At 51.2% G+C, this 17,585-nt stretch carries 12 protein-coding genes; 2 read left to right on the forward strand and 10 right to left on the reverse strand.

Going from position 1 to position 17,585, the window contains the following annotated elements:
• Nucleotides 1–63 precede the first annotated feature (63 nt).
• Nucleotides 64–867: a phytanoyl-CoA dioxygenase family protein gene (locus ACR9FF_RS25135; protein ID WP_127491909.1), complete on the forward strand. Its 804-nt coding sequence runs from the start codon at nt 64–66 to the stop codon at nt 865–867.
• Nucleotides 868–933: 66 nt separating this feature from the next.
• On the opposite strand, the gene ACR9FF_RS25140 is transcribed toward ACR9FF_RS25135, so the two are convergent.
• From ACR9FF_RS25140 to ACR9FF_RS25170, 7 genes are all read right to left on the reverse strand, one after another.
• Nucleotides 934–4,752 carry a GH32 C-terminal domain-containing protein gene (locus ACR9FF_RS25140; RefSeq protein ID WP_435166003.1) on the reverse strand — a complete coding sequence of 1,273 codons (3,819 nt, stop codon included), beginning with the start codon at nt 4,750–4,752 and terminating at the stop codon, nt 934–936.
• A gap of 92 nt (nt 4,753–4,844) precedes the next feature.
• Nucleotides 4,845–5,744 carry an ROK family protein gene (locus ACR9FF_RS25145; protein ID WP_435166006.1) on the reverse strand — a complete coding sequence of 300 codons (900 nt, stop codon included), beginning with the start codon at nt 5,742–5,744 and terminating at the stop codon, nt 4,845–4,847.
• A gap of 27 nt (nt 5,745–5,771) precedes the next feature.
• A complete protein-coding gene (locus ACR9FF_RS25150) occupies nt 5,772–6,143 on the reverse strand; it encodes a hypothetical protein (RefSeq protein ID WP_435166009.1) in 372 nt (123 codons plus the stop codon).
• A gap of 156 nt (nt 6,144–6,299) precedes the next feature.
• Nucleotides 6,300–7,778, reverse strand: coding sequence for a glycoside hydrolase family 32 protein (locus ACR9FF_RS25155; protein WP_435172211.1), 1,479 nt, complete (start codon nt 7,776–7,778; stop codon nt 6,300–6,302).
• Between the two features lie 108 nt (nt 7,779–7,886).
• Entirely contained in the window at nt 7,887–9,500 is a 1,614-nt protein-coding gene (locus ACR9FF_RS25160; RefSeq protein WP_435166012.1) for an ABC transporter substrate-binding protein, read from the reverse strand.
• A gap of 76 nt (nt 9,501–9,576) precedes the next feature.
• Nucleotides 9,577–10,458 carry a carbohydrate ABC transporter permease gene (locus ACR9FF_RS25165; RefSeq protein ID WP_317979975.1) on the reverse strand — a complete coding sequence of 294 codons (882 nt, stop codon included), beginning with the start codon at nt 10,456–10,458 and terminating at the stop codon, nt 9,577–9,579.
• Between the two features lie 16 nt (nt 10,459–10,474).
• On the reverse strand, nt 10,475–11,395 hold the full coding sequence (locus tag ACR9FF_RS25170) for an ABC transporter permease (protein ID WP_397369588.1): 921 nt from the start codon (nt 11,393–11,395) through the stop codon (nt 10,475–10,477).
• 500 nt (nt 11,396–11,895) lie between these two features.
• Between ACR9FF_RS25170 and ACR9FF_RS25175 the strand changes: the two genes are divergently transcribed.
• Entirely contained in the window at nt 11,896–12,936 is a 1,041-nt protein-coding gene (locus ACR9FF_RS25175; protein WP_435166016.1) for a LacI family DNA-binding transcriptional regulator, read from the forward strand.
• Nucleotides 12,937–13,025: 89 nt separating this feature from the next.
• On the opposite strand, the gene ACR9FF_RS25180 is transcribed toward ACR9FF_RS25175, so the two are convergent.
• From ACR9FF_RS25180 to ACR9FF_RS25190, 3 genes are read right to left on the reverse strand one after another with little or no spacing between them, the layout of a single operon-like run.
• Nucleotides 13,026–14,084 (reverse strand): LLM class flavin-dependent oxidoreductase, encoded by a 1,059-nt coding sequence (locus tag ACR9FF_RS25180; protein WP_317979972.1) that lies wholly within the window; start codon nt 14,082–14,084, stop codon nt 13,026–13,028.
• Nucleotides 14,081–15,571 carry a DHA2 family efflux MFS transporter permease subunit gene (locus tag ACR9FF_RS25185; RefSeq protein ID WP_435166020.1) on the reverse strand — a complete coding sequence of 497 codons (1,491 nt, stop codon included), beginning with the start codon at nt 15,569–15,571 and terminating at the stop codon, nt 14,081–14,083. Before ACR9FF_RS25185 ends, ACR9FF_RS25180 begins: the two co-directional genes overlap by 4 nt.
• On the reverse strand, nt 15,550–17,583 hold the full coding sequence (locus ACR9FF_RS25190; RefSeq protein WP_435166023.1) for a dipeptide ABC transporter ATP-binding protein: 2,034 nt from the start codon (nt 17,581–17,583) through the stop codon (nt 15,550–15,552). The genes ACR9FF_RS25185 and ACR9FF_RS25190 overlap by 22 nt, the downstream gene beginning before the upstream one ends.
• Between the last annotated feature and the right edge of the window lie 2 nt (nt 17,584–17,585).

Consider the following 17,585-nt stretch of genomic DNA (forward strand, 5'->3'; position numbering starts at 1 on the left):
TTCCCTTAACACCCTACAATTAGAGACAAGAAGCAGCTCACAACAAGGAGAGGAGCCATACAAATGAACCAGTCGCTTAAAGTGCTCACCGAGGAGCAGATGAAGCAGTTCGAGACGGAAGGTTATGTCATCGTAAAGGGCGTGTGGAGCAAGGAAGAGATCGAGGAAATCCGGGCCGAGTTCGATAAAATCAGCCTTACCCCGATTCCCGGCTATTTCGAGCCGGCTCTGGACGGAGAGCAGGAGGATCCGCTTCGCCGCTATCCGCGGGTGATGCATCCTCACCGTTACAACGATCTGAGCAAGCATTACATGCTGCATCCAGTTGTTCTCGACATTATGCACGATCTGTACGGTGAAGAGGCTTTGGCAGCGCAAAGCATGTTCTATTACAAGCCTCCGGGCTCGCGCGGTCAAGCGCTGCATCAGGATAACTTCTACCTGAAAGTGGAGCCGGGCAACTGCATTGCGGCATGGGCGGCTATCGACCGCTGCGACGAAGAAAACGGCTGTATGCTTCTTGTTCCGAAAACAAATACGTATGAAATTGTATGCCCGGAAGAATCCGATTCGAACGAATCGTTCACCAACCATTACGTGAAGCCGCCAAAAGAGGAAAAGCCCGTTGCAGCGATCATGGAGCCCGGCGATATCCTGTTCTTTAACGGCAATCTGATTCACGGCTCTTACCGGAACAAAACAAAAGACCGCTTCCGCCGCGCTTTTATTTCCCACTACGCGAACAGCAGCGCGATGTCCATCTCGCATTGGTACAATCCGCTCTACAAGGCGGACGGCTCCGAGCTGTCGCTGGAAGCAAATCCGGACGGCGGACCATGCGGCATCGAGACGCCGGCTTATCACTAAATACAATAAAGGGAGGAAGTGATCACAATGATCGCTTCCTCCCTCCCTTATCCGCAACTAATTAGTCTATTTCCGTTCCATTCTCCACTCTTGCCGCGCCAGTCCCGCTTGTGCATCGTTTAACGTAAGTGCCGAACCGTCCTCCGATACCTCAAGCGCCTTGCCATTGTGTACGGATATGATCGTAACTGTGCCATTCGCATTTGGACTTACGATCCACCTCTGATTATTGTAGCCGAGGTAACTGTATAACTGTATGGTATTTTGTCCCGTATTGAGATCAAGCGTCTTTCCGCCTTCCGCCCGAATCGAATAGGAGCCCTGTTCATCGCCTGTTGGTACAAGCGTCCATATAGAAGTTCCCCCGGCCTGAATGGTTACCGGCTCTCCATTCTGTTGACCCTTTACATACATGGATTTGCCTGTCGCTTCGTTCGTCAAGACAACGGAAGTCAGATCGGCATCCTCTATATTAGCAGCCATAACGTTCTGATAGGACGCTTGTCCTCCAAACACATTCACGCCAAAATGTCCTTCTGCAAAGGTTCCATCCTGAACGTCCATGATCCTTTGTCCGTTAACGGAAATTATGATATGAGGACCGTTTGCTTCAATGTTCACATGATAAGTTATGCCCCGCTGAAGAAAGGCAGGTACGCGCGCAAGCACCATCCGGTCTTCAAAAGCGCCGTCTACTTTATAGAACAGCCGATAAGCTTTCATATTCGGATCCAGATTGAAGTAATAACCGCTGCGTCCGTCACTGCTTGCACGGAACAGAATCGAACCCGCTCCTCCATTCTCGCCAAGTCTCATATCCGCCGCATAGCTGAAATTGCCTGCCGTCTCTTGGGCGATATAATTCGCATCGCTGGAGTAGCTGCCCCGGATACCATCCTCCGTAACTACCCAGCTGGGCAGTGACAGATCCGGCTTCCAGCCGGTCAGATTCGTAACGAATTGTCCGTCATATACCCGGACCAACGTATTGGCGTAAGCTTTTCCATCCTGGGTCGACACTTTAATTAAAGCTTCTCCCGGGCTGCCCGCAATCAGTGTCGCTTTGCCTTGCTCTGAAGAACTAAGGCGCACTACGCTTGAATTGCTGGATATCCATTTCAGCCGCTGCTTTTTACCTTTGCTTCCGTTGCAGTTCAAACAATCAACCGATGCATATAACGTTTGGCTTTGACCGACGCCAAGCTCCTTGTCGCTGGTGTCCATAACAATTCGGCTACCGGCGTCCTTCCGCTCATTCCAGGTATCCGCAAGGGCATGAACCTTCAGCGATACGACGGTAACGGGCCCGCCCTTCGTATAGAAACTCATGCCGCGGCTTGCAGGATCGGGAAAAATAACATCGGAGAACACAACCTCCCCGTCATTGCCAAACAGCTCAATCGAGGATTCATCCACAAAAATATTCATTTTCACCCGTTTTGCTGCCTGCTGGAGCGGTGCCTCCTGATAAGTCGAGAACTTGTCCGAGAAGTCTGTCACGCCGGAATGGCTCCGGTCTATGAACATCTGATGATCCGCAATCCGATAGCCTGCAACGGTTTTGTTGCTGCCGGCTCCTTCCCTTACGTTAAAGCCAAATTCCGTCACAGCGCTGCCAGCCGTGATCTCAATCTCCGCTTCAATCTCAAAGGCTCCTGCCGACAAGTCCTTAAGAAGATTCTCACTGTCTGCCGTTACCCGTTTATTACGGGCCGTATACATCGTCGTGCGTAAAGACTGAAGCTCCTGAACAGGAGCCTGCGCAAGCCGCACTCCCGCACCGGTTTTCCGGAGCGTTAACTCTCTTGGAATAGTAAGCTCGCCCTTCCATCCGTCAGTAGGAAAGGCGAACGGATAGTCCCAGTTCGTCATCCATGCGAGCATAATTCTCCGGTTGTCCGGCAGATCCGAGAAGGACATCGAAGCGTAGAATTCCTTGCCGAAATCGGTCCTCAGCACCTCTCCCGGCGCATTATCGTTAACATATTTGCCATCTGCCGTCAGTTGGCCGATGAAATATTCAGCATCGGAACCTTCGGTTGCAGGATTGGCACCCGTGCTGATCATCAGCACCCACTTCTTCTCTCCTGTTCCTTCCACCGGCAATTCGAACAGATCCGGACATTCCCATACGCCGCCGCGCACATAACTGCCGTATCCAAAGCTGTCGGTATGCGTCCAGTCGATCAAATTCGTCGAGGTGAAGAAGCGAACGTGATCGCCGCCGGAAACGACCATGATCCACCGGTGATTCGCCTCGTCTCTGACGACCTTCGGATCGCGGAAATCCCAGCCGCCAGGGTCATTCCCCTGCTTGCCCGGATTCTCAATTACTATCGGATGCTCAGACGAATATTGCCAAGTTCGTCCTTGATCGGTACTGTAGGCAAGTCCGATACGCTGATTGCCGTTATACGCATCGGGATTATAGGAGGTATAGTAGGCAATCAGACCGCTGCCCCCCGAGCCAGTAAACAGACCGGAAGCATTATTCAGATCCGCAACCGCCGAGCCGGACCAGACATGCCCGTTATCATTCCAGGGCAAGGCTATCGGAAGCCTTTTCCAATGCACCAGATCATCGCTGACCGCATGTGCCCAAGTCCCCCCATCCTGATGAAACAGATGGTATTCCCCTTCGTAATAGACAAGCCCGTTAGGATCGCTCGCTGAACCTCGGGCCGGCGAATAATGATAATCCGGACGGTAATTTTCCGTGTAATAATCGGAGGCCGTAACCATATATACATTCTGGAAATAACCGCTGCCCTTCAGGACGGCAAGCCCTGCATTCCCTTCCAGGTAGCTGCTGTCGATCGCTTGGACAGCCGCATCCGCATAGCCGTCTACATAAAGGGTAATTTGGCTGCCGCTGGCTGCAATCTCCAGATGATGCTTTGTACCATTCTGCGTCGGATACACCTGCTCGGAAGTACCGATTACGCTGCCATCCATTCTCATCAGACGTGCAACGACGCCGTTGCTATCCTTTGATAATGCAGCCAAATAACCCTGCGTGCCGGCTTCATTCATTCGGAAAGCAAGAGCAGCCTCGGACTGCCCGGCATCGAAGGCGATATCGCCTTCATATACGAAGTCAGCCGCTTGTTTACCATATACCTGGACCGCCGCTTTATCCTCGGCTATTCCTTGCCAGCCTTTCAAATCCGGCTCCCAAGTGCCGGAGGTAGAAGCAGCCGTTCCCAGATTACTCTTCAATTCGCTCACTTTTATATTCTGAAACAGGGCTGAGCCGTCCCATACATTCAACCCAAGAAAACCTTTACTGTAAGCGTTATCATTAATGTCTATAACAGGCTTGTATTGACCATTCCAATAAACCCTCAAGCTGCTTCCGCTTGCGATGACTTTCAGATGATAGATTTCGCCTGCTTTGAGTTCAACTTGCCGTTCTTCCTTCAATGCAGCGTCGCTTGCCGCATCTCTCAGGCGAATAAGCCCAGCAGCAGGTACGATTTGCAGCATATAAGAAGCCCAGCCGTCCTCATTGGACCGGAATACCAACGTGGCATCCGCCTTCATATCGGTTACTTTCACATCCGCCTCGTAGACAAAATTATCCGCGACGACACCGGATATCGCCATTACATTTTCCTTCGGATCGGATGTGAGCAGCAAGCCCTCCTCTGTATTGTCCAGATGGCCTCTTCCTTTCACTTGCCAATTTGTTAGATTCGTATCAGCATTGGTTGCGCTTACAAGAGTATCCGGAGCTGACTCTGCCTGTATGCCAGCATCCGCTGCTGCCTTAGCCGTCCAGCCTGTTTCCGGATTCGCCGTTACCGATGCGACTGAAGCAACGGCCATTACACAGGAGAGTACCGCCGCAACCGCCCAACTCTTTGATCTGCTCTTTGCCTTCATCATCATCCCTCTTTTCTTATTGAATCCCGCATCTCGAAAAAGAACCGGGGGATTGCCGCACCTCCTCCGGCAAATCCCGCTGTCCTTGTCTATTAAATCGCACCAGCCTTCGCATGTGCCTGCTGATAAGCCCGCAGTCCAAGCGCCAGAGCTCCGCATAATCCGGCTTGCTCCCCTAGCCCCGGCGCGACGATATAGTTATCGATATGTTCTGTAATTTCAGCTGCGCTAACGTAGCCGTTCAAATTAAGCTTCACCGCTTCACGGATAAGAGGGAACAGATGCGTCTGCTTCATCACACCGCCGCCGAGTATAATCTTCTGCGGCGAGAGCATCAGAATAGCTCCGGTAATGGATTGAGCGATATAATAGGCTTCTCTCTCCCAGGCAGCATGGTCTGCCGGAAGCTCATAACCCTTCTTCCCCCAACGGGCCTCGAGAGCCGGACCAGCCGCCATGCCCTCCAGGCAATCTCCATGATAAGGGCATAATCCCTGGAAGCTATCTTCCGGATGCCTCTTGACCGGCACATGTCCTCCTTCCGGGTGAACAAGGCCATGTACCAATTGGCCTTCTGCGTATACCCCGATTCCAATGCCCGTGCCGACCGTATAGTACAGACAGCTCTGCAGCCCTTTCGCAGAACCCCATACCGCTTCCCCGTAAGCAGCCGCATTAACGTCGGTATCCCAGCCATAAGGAACATGAAACACCTGCCTCAAGGTCCCGAGGAAGTCGCAGTTCGCCCAGCCCGGCTTTGGCGTTGTCGTCACGAAGCCATACAGAGGGCTGCCCGGATGAAGTCCAATCGGTCCGAAGGAGCCAATGCCAATGGCCTCAACTTGGCTTTCCCGAAAATAGTCAATCACCTTGCCAAGCGTCACCTCTGGCTGCTCTGTCGGAAAGCTCACGCTTTCTTCGATGACGCCGTGTTCATTTCCTATACCGCATACAAATTTGGTTCCGCCTGCTTCGATTGCGCCTAAACGCATTTTTCATAACCTCCACCAATTTCGAGACTATCTTTTACATGTTTTCATTTCCTCTAGAACTGCATCTTCATAGGCATGTTTATGGCCAAGAAGGATATCCTGAACCGCAACTGGCTGGCCGATCGTCGCCGACTCCAGCGCGGCAAATACGACCCCCAGAGCTTCAAGCCCCCGTTCAGCGCTTGAGATAGGCGGCTTGCCATCCACGATCGCCTCCCGCAACTCCGCATAGGAATGGGCGAATGGATTCTTCGCCACATCCGGCGCATAACGTTCGATGATTCCAGCCATCGGCATGATTTGTCCGTTCTCAAGGGACGCATGGCGGCCTGGGCGGAAGCAGCCTTTGCTGCCGTAGATCGCAAACGGCAGTAAGCTCGAACGACTCCTTGCCTGCACGCTTTAACTCCTCAAGCCCTTCCAAATGCGCCGTGGAAATGACCCCACATCCGATAAAACCAAGTTTCATAACGTGTGTCCCTCCTGTCTGCTGCTCCGTTCATGGTCTGTACTGGTTACCCTTACTTCTTGTTGTCATACACACCAAGTTTGTGCTTAATCTGCCTTGCCCGCAGCATGCGGAATGAGCTCATAAATGCACAAAGAAGAGAGAACCGCATTGTCTTGCTCCGAGAAGAACGAGATCCCCGTTGCATCCGCATCCGGATAAATAAGATCCGTAATAACGGCTTGCCCTTTATTGGCGAACACTTCTACGGATGCCGCGTCAACAAAGATGCGGAGGTCTACGCTGCTGCCGGAAGACATAATCTTCGCAGCCTGAATGCCGCGGAATAGCGGGTGAAAGCTATGCTCGCCCGACTTGGTGCGATCGACATAAATGCCCCCCGATGCGGTATCGAAACCAACAACCGTCCCGTTAGCCGCTCCGGTCCGGATCCTAAAACCGGACGAATGATTCGTTGAAAGCTCAGCATGAATTTCATAACTGACAAGTTGCAAATTCTGTAACGCCTGCTCTGCTTCAGCAACTGTCGCTCCTTGCAGCGCAAGAACGGGCTTCCTGATCGATTCCAGCTCTACAGCCGGCTTCTGCACCAGGGTAACAGCTCCCTCTCTCATTTCCAGCGACATTTCCCGTACAATCGTCATCGCTCCCCGGAAACCCTCCGTAGGTGTCTGATTGGCATATTGCCAATTGCTCATCCAGCCAATCATCAAACGTCTGCCATCCGATTCAGGAACATCCGACCAAGTGACACCGGCATAGTTGTCGCGTCCATGGTCCACCCATCTTACTTCCGAGGATGCTGCATCAGGCGTGAAGGTCATTCCGTCAAAGTCTCCGGTGAAATACTGCGTTCTAGATCCTTCCGCGAAAGCCGGATCCGCACCGATGCTCACGATCATGACCCATTTCGAATTCGCAGCATCGCCGTCGATGGCAAGCTTGAACAGATCCGGGCATTCCCATACGCCGTCATGCGATCCGATTCCGTCGCCAAACTCGCTGCCAAACGTCCAGTTAATCAGATTAGGAGAATGATAGAGACATACCGTCTGGCCGCAGGCAATAATCATCGCCCAGCGATTCGTCTCCTCATGCCAGAACACCTTCGGATCGCGGAAGTCGACAAACGTCTCATGCGTGAGCACCGGATTGCCGGCATACTTCACCCAGGTTCTACCTTTGTCCGTGCTGTAAGCCAGGCTTTGGCGCTGAATCGGATGGTTTCCTTCAACCTCCAGATGATGGGTGAATATCGCAACCAGGCCCGGGCCATCCGGGAACAGCCCCGTTGTATTCTTCCAATCGACTACTGCGCTTCCGGAAAAAATCGTGCCGTGCTCATCCGGTGAGAGAGCAATGTCCAGCTCCTCCCAAGTAACCAGATCCTTGCTGACCGCATGCCCCCAGTGCATTGGCCCCCAAGTATCTCCATGCGGGTGATGCTGATAAAATAAGTGATATTCTCCCTCGTAATAGACCATCCCGTTCGGATCGTTCATCCAGTTCACCTGAGGCGAGATATGGTAAGCACCTCTGAAGTTTTGTTTGGCCAATATGGACATCATTTTCCCTCTCCCCTGCTCCTGTTCTCTACTCTTTCTTCCAAAAAAGAAGGCCCTGCCCGGCAGGTTTCCCTGCCGAAAACACGGCCTTACCGCTGCTGTCAGCAACTAGCCTTTTTTCGCTCTGTCGTAACCGTCTTGTTTGATTTTGAGCCATTCCTGCAGACCGAGACGGTCCAGCTCTTTCAAATAATCATCCCATTGCTCATTAACTTTGCCATTTTGGTACCATTCGGTACGCATTCTGAGCACGTAAGCGAACAGATCCGTTTCGATCGTTGTAAGACGGTCAAGTTCTTCAATCGAGTTAAATACGCTAGGCATCACATTGTCAGCTTTCATATGCGGAGCCATAATGTTCTTGATAATATCCATCCGGCCCTTCGCATCATCCGGCATCGTTGTATATTTGCCGTAGTAGGAATCCAGAATGGCGAGTGGTCCGCCGATGCTTGTTTTCTCACGAAGCTCAACCGGCGCTGTGCCTTCGAGAGGCAGATGCTTCAGCATATTGCTTGCTTCATCGTATTCGAATATATTTTGCTGCTTGTCGTCGCCGTAAGTCCCCCAGTTATCCTGAACCGATTGAATCGGATCATAGAGCTGATCGACCCATTTCGCCGTCGTTTCCAAATTCTTGTTCGCGCTTGTAACGACCATCTTGCCGCGGCCAAGTCCAAGGCCATTCGTTCTTGTTACATTAATTTCCCCGTCAGGTCCCGCAAGCGGAGGCATCACTTCATAGGAATCGTTCGCTCCGGTAATGTTCGCTTTGTCCCACGAGAAATACAACCCGTATTTCTGATCTTTCCCCTTCGCCAGATAAGTGCTCCAGTCTTGGGTATAGGCTTCAATATCAATCAGACCTTCTTTATAAAGCTCGTTCACAAAGGAAACAGCTTTCTTGTAACCCTCATCCGCAGCTGTAAAAATAACTTTGCCGTCATTGGATACAACCGCATGGTCAGGATTCTCGCCTAATCCGAAAGAAGCGAACAAGAAGGCCAGATCCTCGGCACCAGGTTTATTAATGAAGGACAACGGAATTTCATCGGCTTGGCCGTTGCCATTTGGGTCCTGCGTTTTGAAGGCAATCAGTACTTTCTTCAATTCTTCCGTCGTGGTCGGCATTTTCAGGTTCAGCTTTTTCAGCCACTCCACGTTTATCCAAGGCATGCTGTCCACGGCCTGGATTCTTTCCTTGCCGTTTCCGAGCTCCTCAATCCAAGGGAAGGCATAAATTTTGCCGTCCGGAGCGGTAATCATGCTTTTATACTCAGGAGCTTCTTCCAGTACTTTCTTGAAGTTTGGCATATATTGATCAATCAGATCGTTGAGCGGAATAATCGAGCCATCCTTAGCAAGCTTCAGAAGCTCATAATCGCTGTAATCCGCATTAAAGATCGCATCCGGCAGATCGCCGCTTGCTACGGCAAGATTTCTTTTCTCAACAAAAACATCGTTCGTAAAGTTCTTCCAGTTGATATGAACATTGGTTTTCTCTTCGAGCCTCTTGTTAACGAGCTTGTCATTCGGATCAGCCGGAGCAATGGCAGAGCTCTGCGTAATAAAGTTAAGGGTTACTTTACCGCTCGGATCCTGTTTCTTGCTGGCAGCATTGCCTCCGCCTCCGCCACTGCAGGCCGACAGAAGAAGGATTGAAGCAAGAGCTGAAGCCGTAGCTGTTCTAGTTACTAATCTGGACTTGTTCATTGTACTCATTACCGATGACCTCCCAATAATAATGAATGAATGATTTCTATTTCTCGCATGGCCATGCGTATGTGAAGATCTGCCCCTATTTGAGGGAACCGACCATGACACCTTTCTCAAAGTACTTCTGGAAAAACGGATACATAATAATGAGCGGCACACTGGATACGACAATAGCTGCATATTTGATAATCTCCGACAGACGTTTCAGCTCAGCTGCCGCAAGCTGATCATTGATCATACCCGGTTGAACCTGGTTCTGGATCAGAATCGAACGAAGAACAAGCTGAAGCGGATGCAGATTCGGGTTGTCGAGATAAATCATTGCATCGAAATAAGAGTTCCACTGCCCGACGAAAGCGTACAACGCAAGAACAAACACAATCGGCTTCGACAACGGCAGGACGACCTGCATGAAAATCCGCATCTCCGAGGCTCCGTCAACATTGGCCGCTTCCTTCAGCTCCAGAGGCACTCCCTTAAAGAAGGTCCGCGACAAGATAATATTCCATACGTTTACGGCCCCAGGGATAATGACGGCCCATACGGTATTAAGCAATCCAAGATTTTTCACAAGCAAATAAGTAGGTACCAATCCTCCGCTGAAGAACATCGTGATGATAAACAGGGTCATGAACAACCCCTTCCCCTTCAGGCGATTATCGGACAGGGAGTATCCGGCACAGACGGAGACAACAACCGTCAGGACGGAGAATGAAACCGCATAGAAGACGGCATTGCCGAAGCCGCGAATCATCGACGGATTGGACAGAATCATTTTATATCCCTCTAGGGACCAGTCCGAAAGCTTGAAGGACAAGCCTCGGCTCAGCAGTGCGGACGGATCCATAAAGGAAGCGACCACCACATAGAGCAGAGGAATAACGACTACGAGTACAGCAAGCGTAAGGAAAATTCCGTTTAATATAAGAAGTAAGCGATCCAGTCTGGAATGCTTAATAGTCATGCATGCATCTCCTTTCTTAGTAGAGGCCGTCGCCCTCGTTCAACCTTTTGACAATGAAATTAACCGTAATAAGCAAGACGACGTTAATGACGGAATTAAATAATCCAACAGCCGCAGAATAAGCATAGTCACCGGATTGCAAACCGATTTTGTACACATAGGTTGGAATAATTTCCGATGTCGGAAGGTTCATCGCTGTCTGCATCAGATAAGCCTTCTCGAAACCGATTGACATAATGCCGCCTGCCGCCAGAATAAACACAATCGCCATAATAGGACGAATCGTCGGCAGATCGATATGCCGGATGCGCTGGAGCAGGTTCGCCCCGTCCAGATTAGCCGCATGATGAAGCTCAGGATCCACGTTTGCAAGCGCGGCTACATATATAATGGAAGCCCAGCCTGCTCCGGTCCAAATATCCGACAAAATGTAGATGCCACGGAAATATTCGGGTCGCGACATGAACATCACGGGTTCTCCCGTCAGCAAGGTGAGCAAATGGTTAATCGGGCCTGTCGGAGACAGGAAGATGAACAACATCCCGACGACAACAACGACCGAAATGAAGTTAGGAGCGTACAAAAATAATTGAATATTTTTCTTAACTCCGGTATGCCTGATCTGATTCAGCATAAGCGCGAGAAGAATCGGGATCGGAAATCCGAGAATAAGGCCGAAAAAGCTTAATTTAAGCGTATTCATAAAAATAACGTCGAAATTCGGCGACGACAGAAACTTCTCGAAGTTGTACAGCCCTACCCAGTCGCTCCCCATGATCCCTTTGATTGGACTGAAGTCCTTGAAGGCAATAACGGCACCATACATCGGACCATATTTGAATATTAGTGTCAGAATAAGAGCCGGGGCGAGCAGGATGTAGAGAAAGTAATGTTTTCTCCAATAATCAAGTACTGCGTTACCGGGCTTTGCTACCATTTGGGCCTGTTTGGCTTCCATTGTGTTAGACTTACCTCCGTCCATTTACAAAAGTGTTCTATGTTTGTGCAGTAAGGGCTTTCATTGATCTATTTTCATTTCGCTTGCTGCATTTACAATTTATCAAACAGCTATGCAAACGTCAATACATTTTGTAAAAAATAAATTGCACATTTGGAAACATGAATTGTTCATTTATGAAGTAGCCAATTCACTATTACGGACGAAACATTGGATTTGATTGGAATTAGTAGAAGAATTTTAATAAAAACCCGAAAGATTCAGTATCTTCAATGTCCCCGCCCTGTTAACTTTGCACAAATATATTTACTAATGAACTTTTATTTATAGTGTATTTGTAAACATAAATGTGCATTTGTAAAATCAATGTTGCTATTTGTCGCAAACTATTATACATTTGAGTTACCTATATGGATGAATCAGGTTTACAAAATCACAAAAATAGGAGAATAAAGATCGCAAGAGGTGAGCTTACCTGCATGAATAAGGAAAAAGTAACCATTCAAGACATCGCTGACGCACTCGGCATATCCAGGAATACCGCCTCCAAGGCGTTAAATGGCCGAAGCGAGATTCCGGAGGAAACGCGAAATAAAGTAATCAAAAAAGCAATTGAATTGAAATACAAGCAATTTTCTTATCTGGAAAGCGATCAGCTGTTATCCAAAAATTCAGGGAATATCGCATTATTGACGGCTAACCTTCCGAATACCTCCCATTTTGGCTCTACTCTGATCAGTGGATTGGAGAAGCGGATCAGCGCCGAGGGCTATAACCTGTCCTTTCACATTATTAGAGAGGTGGATCAAGCCTCGTTATCGCTGCCTAACAATTTTGATGTATCCAATGTAGATGGCATCATATGTATTGAAATGTTTAACCCTGCTTATAGCGAAATGATTACAAGCCTTGGCGTGCCTACTATATTTATAGACTGCGCCTCCACGGTAAGTTATCCCGAATTCAAAGCGGATATTCTTCTGATGGAAAATCAGCATAGCGTTTATCAGCTTACAAGGAAGTTAATAGCGAGCGGATATAACAGCTTCGGGTTTATCGGGGATTATAACCACTGTCTCAGCTTTAACGAACGCTGGCTGGGCTTCAATCGGGCTCTCAGCGAAGCCGGAATACCGCTTGATCTCGGCCAATGCATAGTAGACGACGACCGCCTTTTCTTTTCCAGGCCAACCTGGCTGGAGGAACGTCTCAATGAGATGCAGGAGCTGCCTTCCGCCTTCATCTGCGCCAATGATTTTATTGCCGTCAGCTTCATGAAAGCGCTTAAGAACAAGAACATCTCCGTTCCTCAAGATGTCGCAATTTGCGGCTTCGATAATGGGCCAGAGTCCATGATCGTCGAGCCCCACCTTACGACTGTCCATATTTACAGCAACGAAATGGGCGTGAAAGCTGCGGAAATGCTGCTGTCAAGAATTAGCGATCCGGAACAGCCCTATCAGGTTTCGCATATCTTTACGAAACCGCTTGTCAGGGAGTCTACTGCGGGGATTGGTTAGCGCGGATTAGCTGATCCAAGCTGGCTAACGCAAACAAAAGCAAGCCTCCATCCTCGGATAGGGGCTTGCTTTTGTTATTCAAATACAAGTTATACGGGCACTCTCTTCCCTTGCTCCTCCCAAACCCAGCTTGGCACTTCCCGGCGCAGTACGGGAGCGATATCCGAAGCGAACCGCTCCATCTGCTCCTGCTGCTCGGCTTCGGATAGGCCGTCTACGCTAAGAGACAGCACCTGGTGACCAAAGGCCGCTTGGTAGTTTAATATTTTCTCGATAATCTGCTCCGGGCTTCCGATCAGGCTTGGACCTCTGGCGATATTATCCTCAAGCGAGGTAAACGGAGATTGGTTATGCTGAGCGGCGGCCGTTGCCTGGAACGCCTCATAGTAAGGACGATACCGCTTAATAGCCTCCTCCGTCGTATTCGCGATATACAAGCTGCCCGCGCCTGAACCAACAACCGCTTTCCGCGGATCATGCCCGTAATACGCCAGTCTCTCGCGGTAATGATCGATGAGATCCTTGTATTTCGCCTGCGGATGGAAGCTGTTCGAGGAGAAGATCGGCTCGCCGTAACGGGCGGCTAGCTCGGTGGAGCGGGTGCTGGACGCGCTCCCATGCCAGATCGGAATCGGCTTCTGCAGCGGTCTTGGCTGCGTCGTCACCTCATGAAGCGGCGGACGGTACTGGCCTTGCCAGGTCACATCCTCCTCCCGCCAAAGACGCCGCAGCAGCTCGTAGCGCTCCTCCATCGAATCCCATTGCTCCTCTTCCGTGATTCCGAAGAGCGGGTAATGCCGCGGATCATTGCCTTTGCCGATAATCATCTCCAGTCTTCCGCCGGACAGATGATCAAGCGTCGCGTAATCCTCGGCGACCCGTACCGGATCCAGTACGCTAAGCACCGTTACAGTCGTCAGCAGTCGAATGCGCGAAGTTCTTGCCGCAATAGCCGTCAGCAGCAGCGGAGGAGAAGAAGAGAGAAACGGCGCTCCATGCCGTTCTCCAATGCCGTATCCTTCAAAACCAAGCTTCTCGGCAAGCACTGCCTGCTTGATTATATTTTCGATTTTTTCGCTGGTCGTAAAATGCTCCCCCGTCACCGGGTTCTTCAAATTCATAACCAGGCTGAACCATATAAATTTCATAAGCTTTCACTCTCCTTTGGCGTCGTAAGCGGTGGTGCCGGCATCCGTCTGCCCAGCAGCAAAGCAATCGGAATTGCGCAGGCGACAATGATGCTGGATACGAAAAACACATCGTGAATACTGTGCATGTAAGCTAGACTATATGCCTTCGTCCCCTCTTCTCCTCCGCCTGAATCAGCCAGATGAACCGACAGCCGGGAGTAAAACAACGACGTGCAGAGGCCTAAAGCCATAGCGCTAAATACTTGCCTCAGCCAATTGAGCAAAGCCGACGCATGCCCGATCCACTCCTCGGGAACGGACGACATGCTTGCGTTGGTGGTTGGCGTTGAACCCAGACCGGTACCGATATTTCGGATGGCGAGCCACACGATAATCGCAATAAGACTGGTTTCCGGAGGCATTTGACTGAAATAATAGGTACTCACAACCAGAATCGCGCAGCCGATCATAATCAGCTTGGCCGGTCCCGCTTTGCGGTACCATTTGCCGGCGGCAAACGTGGCAGCCGTTAAGCAAGCCGCGGCGGGAAGAAACAGAAGACCAACCCTGAACGGCGATAAGCCTTTCATCTCGACCAATAATAAAGGCATGAAATACACAACCGAATAAAGTCCAAACGACAGAATAAGGGAGGCCGTCAGACTCAGTGAAAATCTGGGGTTGAGCAGCAGCCGAAGCTGCAATAGAGGATGCTCGCTGCGGCGAGCCTGCCATATAAATAGCGCAAAGCTGCAGGCTCCAACAAGCAGCATCGTCCAAGTAAGCAAGCTGTTCCAGCCCCATACGGTCATGTTGCCGAATAGCAGCAGCAGCGCGAGACTTCCGCCCGTTGCAAGCAGCAGCCCCGGCCAATCCAATCGGGCGAGACCGTTTGCCGAGTCCTTCGGAATAACAATCGCTCCTACAATCCAAGCGACAAACCCGACCGGTACGGTCACCAGGAAAATAAGATGCCAATCGAAGCTTTGCAGCCAGCCGCTGAGCGACGGGCCAATCGCTGTTCCCAACACCGTGGAGAAGGACCACACGCTAAGGGAAAAGGATTGCTTTTCCGGCCTAATCGTCCGGTAAATCAGAGCAAGCGACACCGGCTGAATAAGCCCGCAAAACAGCCCTTGCACAATACGAAACGCAATAAGCGCACCAACATTCCAAGACAGTGCGCATAAAAACGAGCTGACCGTAATTCCCCCGATTGCAAACAGAAACAGCCGCTTGCAGCCAAACCGCTCCATCGCATAGCCGGTAATAGGAACAACAATGCCGCTCGCCAGAGTAAAGCCGGTCATCATCCACTGAACCGTCTGCAGCTCCGTGCCGAATATCCGGATAAAACCGGGCAGCGACACGTTAAGCGAGACGACATGGTACATCCCGACAAAGGATCCGATAAAAATAGCCGTCAGCACCGGCCAGAATGCCGGGTAGGATGCTGCCGCCGGCCCCTTCTGCTCCGCCTGCTTCATAGTAAGGTATAGTGGCAAGCCGCATAACGATCCTCGCCTAACGGGCGAAGCTCCGGCTGCTCCTTCCTGCATCTTTCCGTCGCGAACGGACAACGGGGGTGGAACCGGCAGCCGCTTGGCGGATTTGCCGGCGAAGGGATTTCGCCTTGGATCGATGCAGTGCCGCGCTGACCCGGGACGGGCTGCGGAATCGATTCGATGAGCAGCTTCGTATACGGATGGGCAGGCTGGCGGAACAGCTCATCGCTTGGAGCGATCTCCACAAGCTTGCCCAGATACATCACGCCAATCCTGTCCGAAATATGCCTTACAATCTGCAGGCCGTGGGCGATAAACAAATAAGTCAGACCCAGCTTCTGCTGAAGCTCCTGCAGCAAATTAACGATCTGCGCCTGAACGGACACGTCCAGAGCGGATACGGCTTCATCGGCAAGAATAAAGCTTGGGTTCAAGGCAATTGCCCGGGCAATGCCAATCCGCTGCCGCTGGCCGCCGGAGAACTCATGCGGATATTTGCTGGCGCTCGCTGGATCAAGTCCCACCAGACCGAGCAGTTCTTCCACGCGATGCCGACGTTCGTCAGCCGTCCAAGTGCCATGTACTTTAAGCGGTTCGGCAATACTGTCGCCGATCGTCCATCTAGGGTTTAGAGAACCGTAAGGGTCCTGAAAAATAACCTGCATATCCTTCCGCAACGGACGAAGCTGCGCGCCATTTAATCCTGTCAGCTCCTTGCCCTGAAACAGCACCTTGCCTGAAGTCGCCTGCTCCATTTGCAAAAGAACCCGGCCTAGCGTAGATTTGCCGCTTCCCGATTCGCCAACCAGACCAAACGTTTCATTCCGCCTGATGGAGAACGAGACATCGTCAACCGCGCGAATGAAGGTACGTGGCGCGGTAAAGCTTTTTCGCTTCACCGGATAATACTTGCGCAGATGATCGGCAGAGAATAGGATTTCGCTGTCTGTGCCGGAAAGGGCAGCTTCCGACTGTTCATCATGCGCAGCAGACTCTTCTACCCGCAATGCGGCGGATTTGCTTCTAACCGCAGGCTCTGCGGCAACCTGCTCCGCATGCCAGCAAGCCACCCCGCTTCCGCTCTGTTCAACAAGCGGCGGAGCTTCCGCCCGGCATCGCTCCGTTGCGTATTCGCAGCGGGGATGGAACAAACAGCCGCCGGGTAACGCGGCAAGTGACGGAATAGATCCCTGAATCGCATAGAGCCGTTCGCCGCGTACGCTGTCCAGAGGAGGAATCGATTGAAGAAGTCCTCTCGTATACGGATGACGAGGTCTTGCGAACAAATCCTCAGCCGCCCCCTGTTCAACAATCCGTCCGGCGTACATGACGACAATGCGATCCGCCATCTCCGCGGCAATGCCGAGGTCATGGGTAATTAGCAGAATCGACATCCCGAGCTCCTGCTGCAGCTCCTGAAGCAGCTGCAAAATTTGGGCCTGGATCGTAACATCCAGAGCCGTGGTTGGTTCATCGGCGATGAGCAGATCCGGGCTGCAGGAGAGTGCCATCGCAATCATCGCCCGCTGGAGCATGCCGCCGGATAACTCGCCGGGATACTGCTTCATCCGGATTGCCGCTTCAGGAATACCAACGCGGCTTAATAACTGAATGCCCCTATCCCAGGCGACCCGCCGGCTCACCCGTTCGTGCTGCATGATCGTCTCGACAATCTGCTGGCCAATGGTGAAGACCGGGTCAAAGGCGGCCATCGGCTCCTGGAAGACCATCGCTACCCGCTTGCCGCGCAATTGCCGGAGCTCGGCTTCAGGCAGCGCCGCAATATCCCGTCCCTGCAGCAGGATGCTTCCCCGCGTGATGGATCCTTTCTCGTAATCAATCAGCCTCATAATCGCTTTGGAAGTGACTGTCTTACCGCTGCCGGATTCTCCGACAAGGCACACGGTTTCCCCGGGCTGTATCGAGAACGATATATTCGTAATCGCTTCAAGCAAGCCATTTTTGGTCCGAAAACCAACGGACAGCTCCCGAATATTAAGCAACGCCTCCAATA

Origin of the sequence: Paenibacillus glycanilyticus, from assembly GCF_051200795.1 — a bacterium.
GTDB classification, from domain to species: domain Bacteria; phylum Bacillota; class Bacilli; order Paenibacillales; family Paenibacillaceae; genus Pristimantibacillus; species Pristimantibacillus glycanilyticus.

What these genes read in the sequence shown, in the direction of transcription:
- ACR9FF_RS25165 (WP_317979975.1), bottom strand. Translation starts at nt 10,458, where the DNA reads ATGACTATTAAGCATTCCAGACTGGATCGCTTACTTCTTATATTAAAC.
- ACR9FF_RS25145 (WP_435166006.1), bottom strand. Translation starts at nt 5,744, where the DNA reads ATGCGTTTAGGCGCAATCGAAGCAGGCGGAACCAAATTTGTATGCGGT.
- ACR9FF_RS25155 (WP_435172211.1), bottom strand. Translation starts at nt 7,778, where the DNA reads ATGTCCATATTGGCCAAACAAAACTTCAGAGGTGCTTACCATATCTCG.
- ACR9FF_RS25175 (WP_435166016.1), top strand. Translation starts at nt 11,896, where the DNA reads ATGAATAAGGAAAAAGTAACCATTCAAGACATCGCTGACGCACTCGGC.
- ACR9FF_RS25140 (WP_435166003.1), bottom strand. Translation starts at nt 4,752, where the DNA reads ATGAAGGCAAAGAGCAGATCAAAGAGTTGGGCGGTTGCGGCGGTACTC.
- ACR9FF_RS25180 (WP_317979972.1), bottom strand. Translation starts at nt 14,084, where the DNA reads ATGAAATTTATATGGTTCAGCCTGGTTATGAATTTGAAGAACCCGGTG.
- ACR9FF_RS25170 (WP_397369588.1), bottom strand. Translation starts at nt 11,395, where the DNA reads ATGGTAGCAAAGCCCGGTAACGCAGTACTTGATTATTGGAGAAAACAT.
- ACR9FF_RS25135 (WP_127491909.1), top strand. Translation starts at nt 64, where the DNA reads ATGAACCAGTCGCTTAAAGTGCTCACCGAGGAGCAGATGAAGCAGTTC.
- ACR9FF_RS25160 (WP_435166012.1), bottom strand. Translation starts at nt 9,500, where the DNA reads ATGAGTACAATGAACAAGTCCAGATTAGTAACTAGAACAGCTACGGCT.